12 protein-coding genes are annotated in these 14,381 nt (G+C 69.7%); 8 read left to right on the top strand and 4 right to left on the bottom strand.

Annotation, left to right across the window (positions count from 1 at the left end; translation table 11 throughout):
• Nucleotides 1-38 precede the first annotated feature (38 nt).
• Nucleotides 39-2,837: a hypothetical protein gene (locus tag J8403_RS42610; protein WP_211127904.1), complete on the top strand. Its 2,799-nt coding sequence runs from the start codon at nucleotides 39-41 to the stop codon at nucleotides 2,835-2,837.
• Nucleotides 2,838-2,843: 6 nt separating this feature from the next.
• Nucleotides 2,844-3,290, top strand: a complete 447-nt coding sequence (locus tag J8403_RS42605) for an RbsD/FucU family protein (protein ID WP_211127903.1) — start codon at nucleotides 2,844-2,846, stop codon at nucleotides 3,288-3,290.
• 302 nt (nucleotides 3,291-3,592) lie between these two features.
• Here the strand turns inward: J8403_RS42605 and J8403_RS42600 are convergent, their stop codons facing one another.
• Nucleotides 3,593-4,522 carry a LysR family transcriptional regulator gene (locus tag J8403_RS42600; RefSeq protein ID WP_211127902.1) on the bottom strand — a complete coding sequence of 310 codons (930 nt, stop codon included), beginning with the start codon at nucleotides 4,520-4,522 and terminating at the stop codon, nucleotides 3,593-3,595.
• A gap of 71 nt (nucleotides 4,523-4,593) precedes the next feature.
• Between J8403_RS42600 and J8403_RS42595 the strand changes: the two genes are divergently transcribed.
• Together J8403_RS42595 and J8403_RS42590 are read left to right on the top strand one after the other, a co-directional pair.
• Nucleotides 4,594-5,481: an SDR family NAD(P)-dependent oxidoreductase gene (locus J8403_RS42595; protein ID WP_211127901.1), complete on the top strand. Its 888-nt coding sequence runs from the start codon at nucleotides 4,594-4,596 to the stop codon at nucleotides 5,479-5,481.
• 65 nt (nucleotides 5,482-5,546) lie between these two features.
• Nucleotides 5,547-6,482 carry an SDR family NAD(P)-dependent oxidoreductase gene (locus J8403_RS42590; protein WP_211127900.1) on the top strand — a complete coding sequence of 312 codons (936 nt, stop codon included), beginning with the start codon at nucleotides 5,547-5,549 and terminating at the stop codon, nucleotides 6,480-6,482.
• Between the two features lie 320 nt (nucleotides 6,483-6,802).
• On the opposite strand, the gene J8403_RS42585 is transcribed toward J8403_RS42590, so the two are convergent.
• On the bottom strand, nucleotides 6,803-8,935 hold the full coding sequence (locus tag J8403_RS42585; protein WP_211127899.1) for a glycoside hydrolase family 31 protein: 2,133 nt from the start codon (nucleotides 8,933-8,935) through the stop codon (nucleotides 6,803-6,805).
• Nucleotides 8,936-9,290: 355 nt separating this feature from the next.
• Between J8403_RS42585 and J8403_RS44505 the strand changes: the two genes are divergently transcribed.
• The gene (locus J8403_RS44505; protein ID WP_281428002.1) at nucleotides 9,291-9,602 is read left to right on the top strand and encodes a LacI family DNA-binding transcriptional regulator; all 312 of its coding nucleotides are present in this window, start codon (nucleotides 9,291-9,293) and stop codon (nucleotides 9,600-9,602) included.
• Between the two features lie 369 nt (nucleotides 9,603-9,971).
• A complete protein-coding gene (locus J8403_RS42575; RefSeq protein ID WP_211127897.1) occupies nucleotides 9,972-11,012 on the top strand; it encodes a vWA domain-containing protein in 1,041 nt (346 codons plus the stop codon).
• A 59-nt stretch (nucleotides 11,013-11,071) separates the two neighbouring features.
• Here the strand turns inward: J8403_RS42575 and J8403_RS42570 are convergent, their stop codons facing one another.
• Nucleotides 11,072-11,545 carry a nuclear transport factor 2 family protein gene (locus tag J8403_RS42570; protein ID WP_211127896.1) on the bottom strand — a complete coding sequence of 158 codons (474 nt, stop codon included), beginning with the start codon at nucleotides 11,543-11,545 and terminating at the stop codon, nucleotides 11,072-11,074.
• 137 nt (nucleotides 11,546-11,682) lie between these two features.
• Here J8403_RS42570 and J8403_RS42565 point away from each other — a divergent pair, with 137 nt between their 5' ends.
• Complete coding sequence (locus J8403_RS42565; RefSeq protein ID WP_211127895.1) at nucleotides 11,683-12,456, top strand: TIGR03084 family metal-binding protein; 774 nt, start codon at nucleotides 11,683-11,685, stop codon at nucleotides 12,454-12,456.
• A gap of 2 nt (nucleotides 12,457-12,458) precedes the next feature.
• On the opposite strand, the gene J8403_RS42560 is transcribed toward J8403_RS42565, so the two are convergent.
• A complete protein-coding gene (locus tag J8403_RS42560) occupies nucleotides 12,459-13,382 on the bottom strand; it encodes an EamA family transporter (RefSeq protein ID WP_246586259.1) in 924 nt (307 codons plus the stop codon).
• Nucleotides 13,383-13,465: 83 nt separating this feature from the next.
• On the opposite strand from J8403_RS42560, the gene J8403_RS42555 reads away from it, so the two are divergent.
• Nucleotides 13,466-14,365: a LysR family transcriptional regulator gene (locus J8403_RS42555; RefSeq protein ID WP_211127894.1), complete on the top strand. Its 900-nt coding sequence runs from the start codon at nucleotides 13,466-13,468 to the stop codon at nucleotides 14,363-14,365.
• Nucleotides 14,366-14,381: the final 16 nt, after the last annotated feature.

The raw sequence follows: 14,381 nt of genomic DNA, 5'->3' as shown, positions 1-14,381 counted from the left end.
CGCCGCCGCCCGAGGAGCTGTTCGAGGAGCTGACACCCTTGTCCGCACATGAGACCGCGCTGCGGCGATTCCGGAACCCGGACCCGTGGCATGCGCCCGCCGCCTACTGGTTCTGGCATCGACTCCCCGACAAGGACACGATCCGTGCCCAGGTGCGGCAGATGCACGACGCCGGGATCCGGAGCTTCCAGGTGCAGGCACGGTTGTCGTACCCGATCGAGGACTACCTGGACGACGACTACCTCGCCGCGTGCCGTGCGGCGGTCGGGACGGCCGCCGAGCTCGGCATGGTCGTCGGCATCTATGACGACTACAACTGGCAGACCGGTCACGCCGCGGGCCGGGCCGTGACCGGGCACGACGAACTGCGCGAACGGCATCTGTTCTGGGTACGGATCCCCGCCGGCGCGGCCGACGGCTCGCTGAGCGGGATCCGCTCGGCGACGGAGAACCTCGGCCCGGCCGCGATGGACTGGCATTACGAGGGCGGCGTCGTCGCCTGGGCCGACTGGCGGGTGGAGTACGCGCTCGTCGTGGATGGGGAGCAGGGCGCGGCCGCCGAGCGACCCGGACTCGTCGACCGCGTGGACGGCGCCGCCGACGGGTGCCGTGTCCGCCTCGCCGAGCCCGTGCCCGCCGGCGCGGAGGCGATCGTGTTCGTCTCCGCCCGCTGCGCGACCTCCCGGCTGGTGAATCCCGTCGACCCGGTCGCCGTCGATCGCTTCATCGAGGCCGGCTACCAGCCTTTCGCCGATGCCCTGGGCGACTTCTTCGGCTCCACCGTCGCCTACATGTTCTTCGACCAGCCGCACGCCGTGTACTACGACTGGGCACAGCGCACCGGAGACCTGCGTTCGGCGATGCCGTTCCACGAGAGCCTGGCCGTCTCGATCCGGGAGCGCTGGGGCGGGCGGACCCCGCAGGTGCTCGCCGCCGTGCTCGACGGGGACGACCCGGAGCGGCTGAGCCTCCGCGCCCAGTTCTACGAGCACTTCAGCGGCTACGCGATGGAAACCTTCCTCGGCAAGCTGCGCGCCTGGAGCCACGCCCACGGCCTGCGTCAGTCCGGCCATGAAGTCCTCGGGCACGTGGGCGGCTGGGCTCTGGACACCGCGTTCGCGAACTGGGACCTGCGCGTGAACTTCGGACTCGACCACTTCGGTGTGGACGGCTACCGCGACCTCACCGCGGTGGACGCGCAGGACGCCCTGGTGCAGCTCAGCCCCGTGTTCGGCGACTCGGTCGCCCGCCACCACGGCCGCGGCGGGACGATGGTCGAGCAGTACTTCGTCACCCCGCCCGACGGCGGGACCCCGTGGTCCGGCCACTGGGGGCTGACCCTGCAGGAGTTGCGCACCACGGCGATCAACCACCATCTGCAGGGCATGCGACAGATGATCTTCCATGGCTTCTACCAGACCCACGGCCATGGAGACGATCACGAGTCGCTGCGGAATCCGCGCTTCGACTTCCCCCCGGGCATCAATTTCGAGCCGTGGTTCACCGATCATCACCCGCGGTTCGCGCTCGAGAGCGCGCGGCTGAGCGAATTCCTCGAACCGGTGTCACCACAGAGCGACGTGGCGGTCCTGTACCCGTTGCGCACGGTGTGGACCGCGGGTCAGCTCGGCGAGCAGGCGTCGGCGATGGGCGAGTGGGCCCGCGCGCTCACCGAAGCCCGGGTGGGCTTCCACCTCGTGGACGAACGCGATCTCGACGCGGCCGCCGTGGAGGAGGGCGCGGTGTGCTTCGGGGACCGCCGGTACCGGGCGCTCGTGCTTCCCGCCGTGACCACGCTGCGCTCGGCCGCCTCGCTGCGCCGGCTTCGCCGCCTGGCCGAATCGGGCGTACGGCTGCTGGCCGGCGGCGCGACGCCCACCGTCTACCAGGAGGGCCCGCAGACCGCCGCCGAGGACTGGGCAGAGATCGCCCCCGCCGCCGAGGTGTTCGCCGCCGTCCCCGAGGAGGCGGTCCTGCGCGGGCTCGTCGCGCGGCGTGGGCGGGCCGAACCGACACTGCGCGTCCCCACCGGCTCGGCGGTGCGCTGGCGCGGCGGCCCGGACGCGGCCGACGGCTTCCGTTTCGCGTGCTTCACCGAGACCGAGGGCACCGTGGAGCTCGTGCTGCCCGACGGGCCCTGGCATATCGAGGAGTGGGAGGCCGCCGACGGTAGCGTGCGCGCCCTCGAAGCAGCCGGGGACCCCATCACGCTGCGGCTGGAGCAGAACGCGTTGCGCCTGTTGCGTGTGTACCGGGGCGCGGAGCCCGCTCCGGGCCGGGCGGATGTCACGGAAGACGCCGGGGCGGCGGCCGGTCACGGCACCCCGGAATGGTCGGCGCCGGAGGCGCTCGAGTCCGGCTGGCTGCTCGAGGTCCCCGAGGACGCGTACGAGGAGGCGGGCACCCGCCGTGACATCGCGGTGACGTGCGGCTGGGAACGCCAGGGCCTCCCGGCGTTCGCGGGCACCGCCGACTATGTGCGGCGGATCGAGCTCGACACGCCGGTCCCCCTGGAGCTGACGCTCCCGGCTGTCGCCGGAGCTGTGATCGTGTCCGTGAACGGCGTGCGCGCGGGGGCGCGCGCCTGGGCGCCGTACCGCGTCACGATTCCCGCCGACGCCCTGCGCCCCGGGGGGAACGAACTCCGCGTCCGGGTCGCGCCGTCGGCGGCCAACCGCTACTACGCCGGGACCGGGCTCCGCGCCGCCCCCGAGCCGTGCGGGCTGCTCGCGCCACCGCTGCTGCGCCACGCGCGCGCGGCCGCGGCCGCGAACCCCGGTGCGCCCCCGGGCGGTTTCGGCTCCGGTCCCCGCTCGTCCTCGACCCCGGAAGGCTGATCCACCTTGCTCAAAGGACTCGACCCGCTCCTGACCCCGGACCTGCTGTACGCGCTCGCGCGGATGGGGCACGGAGACACGATCGCCATGGTCGACCGGAACTTCCCCGCGCACTCCGTGAACGACCGTGTGATCCGGCTGGACGGCACCGACGTCGTCTCGGCGGGCCGGGCAGTGCTCGGACTGCTGCCACTCGACACGTTCGTCCCCGAACCCATCGCGAGGATGGAGGTCGTCGGCGACGCCGCCGCCGAGCCGCCGGTACAGATGGACTTCATCGCCGCCGCCGAGGAGGCATCAGGCCGCCCCGTCGCGGTGGAGACAGTCGGGCGCCACGCGTTCTACGCACGTGCCCGCTCCGCGTTCGCGGTGGTCATCACCGGCGAGGACAGACCGTACGGATGCTTCCTGCTCACCAAGGGCGTGCTGCCGGAGTTCTCTCCCGAGCGGTGAACCTGCCGCAGAGCCGCCGCGACCAGCGTCCTGGCCGGGTTCGGTCATCGCCGCCGACACCTCTGCCGCGCGATATCCCGGGCCGTGTGGGCAGTTCTCCTCCGTGTCGGCGAGAGCCCCGCCGCCCATGCCGAACGGGCCCTGACGGAGGAACACGGCATGCCCGTGGGCGGCGGCGGCCACGCGGAGCGGCAAGTCGGACGCGTCGTCCTCGTCGGGGGCAAGGCTGCGGTACGCGTGCGTCAGCGACCCGGAAGGCGACCTCCTCGAGCTGATCGAAACGACTCAGAGCTGACTCGGCATCAAGAAACCTCAGGTTCGGCCGAGTTGAGGGCCGCTGCACGCAAGGCCGCCGCCACGCGAGTCACCGGCTCGGTCGGCGTCCCGGGAGGGTGGGCGAGAAGCAGCCGCCGCTGTTCCTGGGGGCCGCCGCGGACGGGCAGGATGCGGACGCCTTGTGGTGCGGCGGAAGCCAGCGCCGCGGGGACCGTGGTCAATCCGCATCCCGCGGCGACGAGTTGGAGTTTGGCGAGCCAGTCGCGGGCGGTGTGGGCGATCTCCGGCCGTTCGTCCAGTCCCGGCCACACGCCCATCAGCCGGTCCTCGCCCGAGGCGGAGCCCGCGATCCAGCGCTGCCCGCGCAGGTCGGCCACGTCGATGAAGTCGCCGCGGGCCAGCGGATGCGCCTCGGGCACGGCCAGACACAGGGCGCGTTCGGTGAGGGTCTGCAGGGCGAGCGGGGGCGACTCGGTGTCCGGCGGCCGGAAGGGCGGAGCCGAGGCGAGCAGGGCCAGGTCGAGACTGCCGGCGCGCAGGGCGCGCACAAGCGCCGGCGTGCCGCCCTCCCGGCCGACGACCTGAATGCCGGGGTCCGTATGGCGCAGGGCGGCCACGGCGCGGGGAACCAGGACGGCACCGGCGCTGGGCAGCCAGCCGAGGCGCACCGTCGCGGCCTGCTCGGGCAGGCCGGACAGCTCGCGTGCGGTGGCGTCGATCTCGTCGAGCACGACCGTCGCGCGGCGCATGACGAGGCGCCCGGCCGTGGTGAGCCGTACGCCCTCGCGGCGCCGCTCGAGCAGCTCCGCGCCGGCGGCCCGCTCGATCGCGGCGATCTGCCGGGACACCGCCGACTGCGTGTAGCCGAGGGACGCGGCGGCCGCGGTGAAGGTTCCCTGCTCGGCGACGGCGCGGAAGACACGCAGCGCGGTGAGTGACACATCCGTGAAGTCCATGATGTTTTCGCATACTAGCCGTGCCGAACTTTCGTTGGACTCATGGACGCGGCGTTCTTAGCGTGGAATGCGTGAACACTTCTCGTATCGCCCTCGTGACGGGCGCCAACCAAGGACTCGGCCGCGCCTTCGTCGAAGGGCTCGCGGCCCGCATGCAACCGGACGACCTGGTCCTGCTCACCGGACGCAATGACCAGCGGGTGACGGACGCCGCCCGCGAGGTCGGCCTGCTGGCCGGCACCCGCGCCCGCGTCGAGGGCCGCGTCCTGGACGTCACCGACTCCGAGGCCGTCGCCCGTCTCGCCGATGACCTGCGCGCCCGGCACGGAGGGGTCGACATCGTCGTCTCCAACGCGGTCGCCCGGCTGCTGCCCGAGGAGTCGCAGGCCGAGCGCGCCGACGAGTTCATAGACGTCTCCAACACCGCCACGCACTCGATCCTGCGCGCCTTCGGCCCCGTCCTGCGCCCGGGCGGCCGGATGCTCGTCGTGGCCAGCAGCCTGGGCACCCTCGGTCACCTCGACGCGCGCCTGCACCATCTCTTCGACGGCGCGAACCTCGACCAGGTCGAGTACGCCGTCGAATCGTGGCGCAGCGCCGTCCACCACCGGACCGCGCAGGAGGCGGGCTGGCCCATCTGGCTCAACGTGCCCTCGAAGGTGGCCCAGGTCGCCGCCGTCCGAGCGGTCGCCGCCGAACGCCGCGAACATGACCTCGCCACCGACACGCTGATCGCGGCCGTGTGCCCCGGCATGGTCGACACCGCCACCTCGCGCCCCTGGTTCAGCGACTACAGCCAGGCACAGTCGCCGGCCCAGGCCGCCGAAGCCGTACTCGACCTGGTCTTCTCCGACCACGTCGATCCCGCCCTCTACGGCGAACTCGTCCGATCCGGCAAAGCCCTGGACTGGCACGACGGCACGCCCCCGGTGGAGCAGGACCGCCTGGTCACCCCGTGAACGCACAGAGCCCGCCGCCACATCCACCTCAGCGCGCGACGCAGTACACGGCAAGGAGTTCACTGATGAGCACCATCACCACCCCCTTCGGCTTCTCCAGCACGGCCGCCGAGGTGGCCGAAGGGATCGACCTCGCCGGCCGCCGGGCGGTGGTCACCGGCGCCTCGTCGGGCCTCGGCGCCGAGACCGCCCGCGCCCTGGCCGGGACCGGCGCAAGCGTCACCCTCGCCGTCCGTGACATGGCCGCGGGCGAGGACATCGCCAAGAGCATCACCGCATCGACCGGTAACCAGGACGTGCGGGTCGCACAGCTCGACCTCGCCGATCCGGGATCCGTCGCCGCCTTCACCGCCTCCTGGCAGGGTCCGCTGCACGTCCTGGTGAACAACGCGGGCGTCATGGCCTGCCCCGAGCAGTACACCGAGCAGGGCTGGGAGCGGCAGTTCGCCACCAACCACCTGGGCCACTTCGCCCTCGCCACCGGACTGCACGACGCGCTGGCCGCCGACGGCAACGCCCGTGTCGTCGTGCTGAGTTCCACCGGCCACCAGCGGTCACCCGTCGTGTGGGACGACGTCAACTTCGCCTTCCGTCCCTACGACCCGTGGCTGGCCTACGGCCAGTCCAAGACCGCGAACGTCCTCTTCGCGGTCGAGGCGACCCGCCGCTGGGCCGACGACAACGTCACCGCCAACGCCCTGATGCCCGGGGCCATTTACACGAATCTGCAGCGCCACACCGGCGGCCGGGGCAGTGGCCAGGTGCCCGCCGAGCTGATCAAGACCGTCGAGCAGGGCGCCGCGACCTCCGTCCTTCTCGCCACCTCGCCCCACCTCGAAGGCATCGGCGGCCGGTATTTCGTGGACTGCAAAGAGACCGAGGTCCTCGACCGGCGCTCCGGCACGCTGCACGGCGTGGCCCGCTACGCCGTCGACGCGGACAACGCCCGGCGCCTGTGGGACCTGTCGCAGGACCTGCTCGCCCGCGCGAAGTCCTGGTAGGCCGCCGGAGTGAAGGGTGTGTCTCGTCTGGGTCCGTGCTTGGCTCGCCGAGGAACGCCCGAGGTGAGGCGCCATGCACCTGACCACACCGCTGCACTCGCCGGTATAGGCGCCGCCCGAGCGCGTCAGCCGCGCACGGCGGCCGCTGTGGTCAGCGCGCGTCTGCGGCTGACCACAGCGGCCGCCGTGCGCGAGTTTCCCCTCCCTGCGGCAGGCGCGGACACCACGGCCCCGGCGTAAGCCCGATCAGTTGGCCACCTCGGTGGTCGTCTCGAAGGGCGTGCCGGAGCCGGTGGCCGGGGCGTCGGGGCCGATCAGGATCAGGAGGGAGGGGCCGGAACGTCGGCGCGCTTCAGGGCCTTCACGGCCTTGGCGGCGCCCTTGGCCTTGAGGTTGACGAATGTCGGGGTGACGCCGAGCGGCGCCGCGTAGCCCTTGAGGTTCTTGGGGCCGTGGACCACCGTGCCGCGGTTGACGTCGTACCAGGTGCCTTGTGGCAGATGGACGGTGCGGGTGGCGCCGGTGCTCAGCTTGGGTGCGGCGAGTACGGCGGGGCCGAGCATCCACTCGTCGGTGACGGTGTAACTCTCCTTGTCCTTCGGGAAGTCGAAGAACAAGGGACGCATGATCGGGTCGCCCGTCCTCAGGGTGCTCCGGACCTGATCCCAGATGTAGGGGGCGAGCTTCTGGTGCGTCTGGATCGCCTGCCGGTACAGGTCGACCGTCTCCTGGTCGTAGTCCACCTTCTGGCCGGTGGTGGAGTCATTGGTGTCCACCGGTGATGTCGAGGCGTACATCAGTGGCATCAGCGAGGCGGACTGCGCCCATCGCACCAGCACCTCCTTGGTCGGCGGGGGCTGGCTGCTCGAGCCGCCGATCATGTCCGACTCGACGAACGGGTAGCCGATCGTGGAGATCGCCAGGTTCTGGGTGGTGGCCGCCCGCAGGGAGTCCCAGCCGGTGCCCTTGTCGACCTGCCGGGTGACGAAGCCGGCCTCGTGGGCCGTCCGGTCCCAGTGCACCCGGATGCCCGCGCCCTGGAGGTCGAACTCGTCGGCGAGCCGCGTGCCGAGCTTCTGGTAGTCGGTGGCCTGGTGTCCCTCGTGCGGTGCGCACTTCTCGTCGAAGAAGCGGGTGTCGAACTTCAGCCCGTCGACATCGTAGGTGTCCATGAGCTTCTTGAGGTTGCCCTCGTACCAGGCCTTGGCGTCGGGGTTCGCCAGGTCGATGATCCCGGCCCGGCCGTTCCACCAGGTCACTTCGCACGGCTTGCTCGTGTCCTCGGCGTCCATGAGCAGATAGTCGTGGTCGGCCGCGTACTGGTAGTTGGTGGAGTCCAGATTGATCCAGAGGGTGACCCACAGGCCGAAGTCGAACCCCATGTCGTGGATCTTGTCGGACATGGCCTTGGGATCGGGGAAGGTCGTGGGGTCCCAGGTCAGATTGCCGTAGTTCGACTCCCACTTGTCGTCGAGCTGGATGGTGTGCCCGTCAAGGCCGTTGTCGTGGAGATCGGTGGCGTAATCGAGCAGTTTCTCCTGGTCGACCTTGGTGTAGAACTGCGCCCACGAGTTCCACAGCGGCTTGGCGTACTGCTCGTACGTGGCATCGCTCTTGCTCGGCTTGCCGACGATGCCGATGTAGTCGCGGTAGACCTCCAGCGGGGTCGACTCGACGAACACGGTGGCCTTGTAGGTGTCGGGCGATTCGACGGTGAAGGTGCCGAGGCCGTCCCCGCCCTTGTTGAGCGCCACGTCCATGACGTTCCCGGTGTCGACGCGGAGACCGGTCGACTTGGAGGTGTACCAGAACGGGTCGATCATGTTGTACGAGGCCGGGCCGAAGGTGTTGTGGTCGACCTCGCCGGTGTCGAGCGGCCAGGGCTGGTCGACACCGGGGCCGCCCTGCGGGGTCTCCGCCTCGCCGTGGCCGTACCAGTGGCCGGCCGATGACAGGTCGTAGGCGAGGCCGAGTTGGTCGGGGCTGCCGCCCTCGACATCCCAGTCGAGCTGGTAGCGGTCCATGGTGGGCGTCAGCCGCGCCGTGACCGTGGCGCCGTCGAGTGTGGTGTCCGCGGTGAGGGTGAGGACGCCGTCCTTCCACCTCGAGTCGGTGACCTCGGTCGCGTGCTGCCAGTGGCCTCCGGACCGGAAGCGCAGGCCGCCCGTGTCACCGCGCGCGGTGCTCAGCGCGGTTTCACCGGCGCGCCGGGTGGTGAGGGCGAGCTCATCGGTGGCGATGTCGACGGCGTAGCCCGGGGTCTTCCTGGTGGCCGGCACGGACACGGCGAGGACACCTGGGTCATGGGTCACCTCGACCTGGACCGCGGGGTCCGCCTGCGCCGGTGTGGCGAGGGGGCCGCCCACGGACGGCATGAGCGTCAGGGCGAGAGCGGCGGCCGGGAACATGACACGTTTGCGGGTGTTGCGCGGTCTGCGCGGGCGGGTGCGCACTCACGTCCTCCTGCGGGCGGGCATGATGTCGTGGGGCTACACTGCAAAATCTTGATGATTTCCGCTCATGTTCGAGCGGTAACCATCATCTGTCAACACTCGCTGCCATGATTTCCCAGGTTCGCGATCGACCCCCGTAGCCCCTGGTAGTAGGGAATTCCCCGAAGTCACGGGCCCCTTCACCCGGCCGCGAGCCGGGACGAGTCCATGGTTAATTCTGCATGAATCACGCCTGTTTCAAGCGATTTCACTCCACACACGATCCCGTATGCCCGGCGGGTGTGGCGTTGCCGCATAGCCCTCATCCGCCCCCGCATGCGGCGTCGGCCTTGGCGGAAGGGGCTTGGCGAGCACGGTGTCGAGCGTGGTCCGCGGCCGCGGGAGCGTCCGCGAGGAGACCCGGCAGCGGGTGCGGGACGCGATCGACGAGCTCGGCTACCGCCCCAACCCCCTGGCCCGCGGCCTCGATTCGAGGGCGACGGACACGGTGACGCTCGCCCTGCCGGACCTCGGGCAACGGCTACTGCGCGCCGCTGGCCGCCGCGGTCTTCGATCTAGCGGAGGCCGAGGGCATCAGCGTCGTGCTGGAGCCCCACCGAGGGTGACCGCGAGCGGGAGCTGGAGGTGCTGCGCCATCGCGGGGGCCTCTCGGACGGTGTGCTGCTGATGCCGACCGCGATCACCGCGCGGGAGCTGACGGGTTTGCCGTACCCCGGGCCCGCGGTGCTGCTCGGACCGCGCCGGGTGGGGGCACACGGTCGAGACCAGGCTGCACTTCCCGCTCACCGACGCCCCCGACGGGCGCAGCCAGGCCCGGGCTGATCGCCTTCCGGAGCCCGGAGGACTCGATCCGTCTGGCTCCGACCCGCGCATCGGCCTCGTCTCCCCGGCCGGTGAGGGAGTGACCGCACGCTTCGACTACGTGCACTTCTCCTCCTGACATCCTCCACCCGCCTGCAAGGGCTCGTGCTCCCCATCGATTGTCAGTGGTGGGTGAGAAGGTAGGAACATCGAGAAGGAAAAAGGGGGAGCGTCCATGTCCGGAACCCAGAACTACATCAATCACGTTGCTCTTGTGCTGGATGCCAGTTCGTCCATGTCACATTTGAGCGGCAAGGTCGTCGAAGTCGCCGACCAGCAGATTGCGTATCTGGCCCGACGCTCGAAGGAACTCGACCAGGAAACCCGCGTCACGGTCTATGTGTTCGCGGACAAGGTGGAGTGCGTCATCTACGACAAGGACGTGCTGCGTATGCCGTCCCTGAAGCAGCTTTACCGGGTCGGTGGAATGACGGCTCTGCTGGCGGCCACACTGAAGTCGCAGCGGGAGCTTGCCCAGACCGCTCAACTGTACGGCGACCACAGCTTCCTGACGTTCGTCCTGACGGACGGCCAGGAGAACGCGAGTCATCGCTGCCCGGATGCCCCGACCAGGAATCCGCGCGAGCTCGTGCAGGCCGTGGCCCAGCTGATGCAGACGCAGGAGGACAACTGGACACTGGCCGTCCTTGTGCCGGACCAGATGGGCAAGCGCGAGGCCATGCAGTGCGGTTTCCCGAAGGACAACATCGCCATCTGGGACGCCACGAGCACACAGGGCCTGGAAGAGGCCGGGCAGGTTATCCAGCAGGCCACTGAGAACTTTATGATGGGCCGGGCCCAGGGCATCCGGGGATCGCGGGCGGTGTTCTCCACCGGTGCGGAGGCGGTCAACAAGGACACCATCAAGGCAGCCGGCCTCACCCCGGTGAATCCATCGGAATACCAGCTGATTCCGGTGGCCCGCGAAGCGGCGATCCGCGAATGGGTCATCGAATGCGGGCACACCTACCGTACCGGTGGTGCGTTCTATCAGCTGAGTAAATCGGAGAAGATCCAGGCGCGGAAGCAGATCGCGGTTCTGGAGAAGAAGACGGACCGGGTGTACACCGGGCCGGAGGCCCGATCCCTGCTCGGCCTGCCGGACACGGAAGTTCGCGTGAAGCCGGACCACAACGACGACTTCACGATATTCGTGCAGAGCACCAGTGTGAACCGGAAGCTGGTACCGCACACGCGGCTGCTGCTCATGATCTGAGGCGAGACAAGCCGAGGGGCCGCGACCCGGTTGTCCGGGGGCGCGGCCCCTCCGGGCGACTACCGCCGTGCGGCGGCCTGGTGCGCATGGCGACTCACATCGCCGATCAGGTTGATGCGGACCCGTCGCTCCGCGAAGCGCCACCGCCCCTCACGGCGCTCGAAGCGGTCGTGGTACCGACCGGCGGCGATGGGTTGCAGCGGCAGATCGGGCAGCGCCTGGAACACGGTGACATAGGAACGCGAGACCGCCGTGCCCGCCGGTTCGTCGACGTCGATGGCAACGTTGGTGGTGACATGCTGGGTGCGCGGCGTGCCGTCGGCGTAGACGATGAGAGTGTCGTGGAACATCTTCTCGATGGCGTCGCGCCCGCTCACCGGCTCGCCCGTGCCCGTGAAGGTGGCGTCGGCGAGGAGTATTCCGAGCCCCGCGAAATCACCGTCGTCCACGAGTTCCGCGTAGCGTGCGATCAAGTTCTCGATAGCCCGATAGCTCAACGTCGGATCGGCGGGCACACCGATGGATGTGGACATGGTCCCCTCCAAGCGAAACAGCGGATGGCGGACAGAAGTTGACAGGAATCAACCTCAGGTAGCCTGATCACACGAGATCAACTTCGCCCCTCCCAGCGGGACAGACCCGTTGCCGTCAATGTGTGAAGGTGACACCGATGTTGGACTACGGCCTTGACATGTCCAGCGTAGAGCACGATCTTGCGCTGCCCGACTTGGTGGCCGAAGGAGATGAACTCGACGCCCTGGTATCGGCGCAGACCGACTGGACCAGGCCCACCCCGGCAGCGGGGTGGACGATCGCCCACCAGATCGCTCATCTCGCCTCAGCCGATGCGAACGTTCTCATCGCCATACGGACTCCGGATGCGTTCGACGCCGTACTGAAGCAGGCAGAGGCCGCGGGCAGCCAATACGCCGATCTTGACGCTGCCGCCGGAGCGGCCACACCGCGATCAGCACTGCTGGAACAATGGCGCGCCGGCCGAACCGAGGTGGCGGCGGCGCTGCGTGACATTCCACTGGACCATGGCTTTCCATGGTACGGCTCGCAGCTCACCCCGGCACTTATGGTCCCGCTTCGACTCATGGAAACGTGGGCTCATGGGCAGGACATTTTCGATGCACTGGGTGTCTCACACCGCCCCACGACTCGGCTCCACCATGTGGCCGCATTGGGAGTGATTGGGCGAACGCTGTCCTTCCACGCTGCCCAGTTGCCTGTTCCGGAAGAGCCGTTCCGTGTCGAGCTGACCGGTCCCGACGGCCAGACCTGGGCATGGGGCCCGGAAGAGGCCATGCAGCGGATTCAGGGCTGTGCCCTCGACTTCTGCCTTCGCGTCACCCGGCGCAGGACCCGAGCCGAGACCGACCTCACGGCGGTCGGCGAGGATGCGCAGAAGTGGCTTGATATCGCTCGCGTTTTCCTCTGAGGTCAGACGCAGGCCGAAGAAGCCAGTACCTCTTTGGCGGATGCCGCGGGACGGGCACCGGCGCGGGTGGCACCGACGCTGGCCACGACCACGAGCACCAGGCCCAGTGTCGCCGCCGCCCCGGGGCGCTGGCCGAGAACGAGCAGACCGACCATGAGGGCGATGGCGGGTTCAAGGCTCATCAGAGTGCCGAACGCGGACGCGGTCAGACGGCGCAGGGCGAGAAACTCCAGAGCGAAGGGGATGACGGGGCTGAGCACCGCCAGGGCCAGCATGGTCCACAGCGGTGACCACGTGAGGCGTCCGGCGAGGTCCGGGGCGGCGAGGGTCAGCCCCAGCACCGCCGCGACCGGCATGGAGACAGCCAGTCCCTTCAGCCCGGTGACGCGATCACCGACCCGTTGGGTCAGCAGGATGTAGGCGGCCCAGCACGCCGCGGCGAGCAGCGCGCTCCCCACTCCTACCAGGTCGGCGCCGCCATGCCAGGGTTCGGTCAGCAGCACGACGCCCGTCGCCGCCGCGGCCGCCCACAGGAGGCGTCCCTTCCTCGGGCCGAAGAGGGAGACGGTGAGCGGTCCCAGGAATTCCAGTGCGCTTGCGGTCCCCAGCGGGAGACGGGCGATCGCCTGCATGAACAAGACCATCATTCCGGCGGTCACGAGACCGAGCACCATGCAGGCATGAAGATCCCGGGAGCCGAAGTCACGGGGCCGGGGGCGGATGGCGACCAGCAGAATCAGCCCCGCCCAGCCCAGGCGCAGCCCCGCGGTGCCCAGCGCGCCGAGCTGTCCGAACAGCGGAACGGTCAGCGCCGATCCGAGCTGCACGGTGGACATCGAGGTGGCGGCCATGAGCAGACCGGCCGCGGCGCCGGCATGGCGCGAGCGGTGGGCAGGAAGGGCCTCGGGCGATTGGGGAGCGTTCATGGGCCCAGTACAGATCCTCGACACCGTTCACGTCCACGTGTCGATCCTGAATGATTCGTTCGGGATTCATGGACAATGGAGGGATGGAAACACGCCGCCTGCAGATGCTGGCCGAGCTGGCCCGGCGAGGCTCGATGCGCGCCGTGGCCGAGGCCACCGGCACCACCACCTCGACGGTTTCTCAGCAGGTCGCCGCTTTGGCTCAGGACATGGGCACGGCACTGATCGAGCCGCATGGACGCAAGGTCAGGCTCACCCCGGCGGGCCGCCGCCTGGCGGAACACGCCGTCACGATCCTCGCGGCGGTCGAGGCCGCGCAGCGGGACTTGAGCCCCGACGCCCCGCCGACCGGCACCGTGCGCGTGGCCGGCTTCGCCACCGCCATCCGAGCCCAACTGCTGCCCATCATCAACGGTTTGTCCGCCAGCCATCCTGAGCTCAGCATCCTGGTCCGTGAGCACGAACCCGCCGAAGCCCTGAAATTGCTGGCCAACGACGAGGCCGATCTCGCGCTCACCTACGACTACAACCTGGCACCGGCCGAGCCGGACCCCGCGGTCACGATCACCCCCCTGTGGACCGCTCCCTGGGGTCTGGGCATTCCTGACCACGTCGCCCGCCCCTCGGCACCGGGCGCCCCGGAGGTCTTCCGCTGGTTCCGCACGGCGGATTGGATCGGCAACTCGCGCAACACCGGTGACGAGACCGTCATCCGGACACTCGCCTCCATGGCCGGCTTCACCCCCCATCTCACCCACCAGGCGGACAACCTCGACCTCGTACAGGGCATGATCGCGGCAGGGATGGGCGTGGGACTGCTGCCGATGGGCACCGCCACATTGCCCGGTGTCCATCTGGTGCCGCTCACCGGGCCGGACGTTGTCCTGCGTGCCTTCGCCGTCGCCCGCCGGGGTCGCGACGGCTGGCCGCCGCTGGCCCTGCTGACCGACCTGATCATTCGGCAGTCAGCGCGGAGCGCATAGCCTCGGATACATGCGC

The sequence above is a fragment of the Streptomyces yatensis genome (genome assembly GCF_018069625.1).
Classification (GTDB): Bacteria; Actinomycetota; Actinomycetes; order Streptomycetales; family Streptomycetaceae; genus Streptomyces; species Streptomyces yatensis.
The sequence above is the reverse complement of the archived record's forward strand: the minus strand, read 5'-3'. Positions and strand labels throughout refer to the sequence as shown.

Coding starts and splice junctions, on each gene's coding strand:
- J8403_RS42565 (WP_211127895.1), top strand. CDS start 11,683: ATGTTGGACTACGGCCTTGACATGTCCAGCGTAGAGCACGATCTTGCG.
- J8403_RS42600 (WP_211127902.1), bottom strand. CDS start 4,522: ATGGACTTCACGGATGTGTCACTCACCGCGCTGCGTGTCTTCCGCGCC.
- J8403_RS42590 (WP_211127900.1), top strand. CDS start 5,547: ATGAGCACCATCACCACCCCCTTCGGCTTCTCCAGCACGGCCGCCGAG.
- J8403_RS42570 (WP_211127896.1), bottom strand. CDS start 11,545: ATGTCCACATCCATCGGTGTGCCCGCCGATCCGACGTTGAGCTATCGG.
- J8403_RS42555 (WP_211127894.1), top strand. CDS start 13,466: ATGGAAACACGCCGCCTGCAGATGCTGGCCGAGCTGGCCCGGCGAGGC.
- J8403_RS42560 (WP_246586259.1), bottom strand. CDS start 13,382: ATGAACGCTCCCCAATCGCCCGAGGCCCTTCCTGCCCACCGCTCGCGC.
- J8403_RS42575 (WP_211127897.1), top strand. CDS start 9,972: ATGTCCGGAACCCAGAACTACATCAATCACGTTGCTCTTGTGCTGGAT.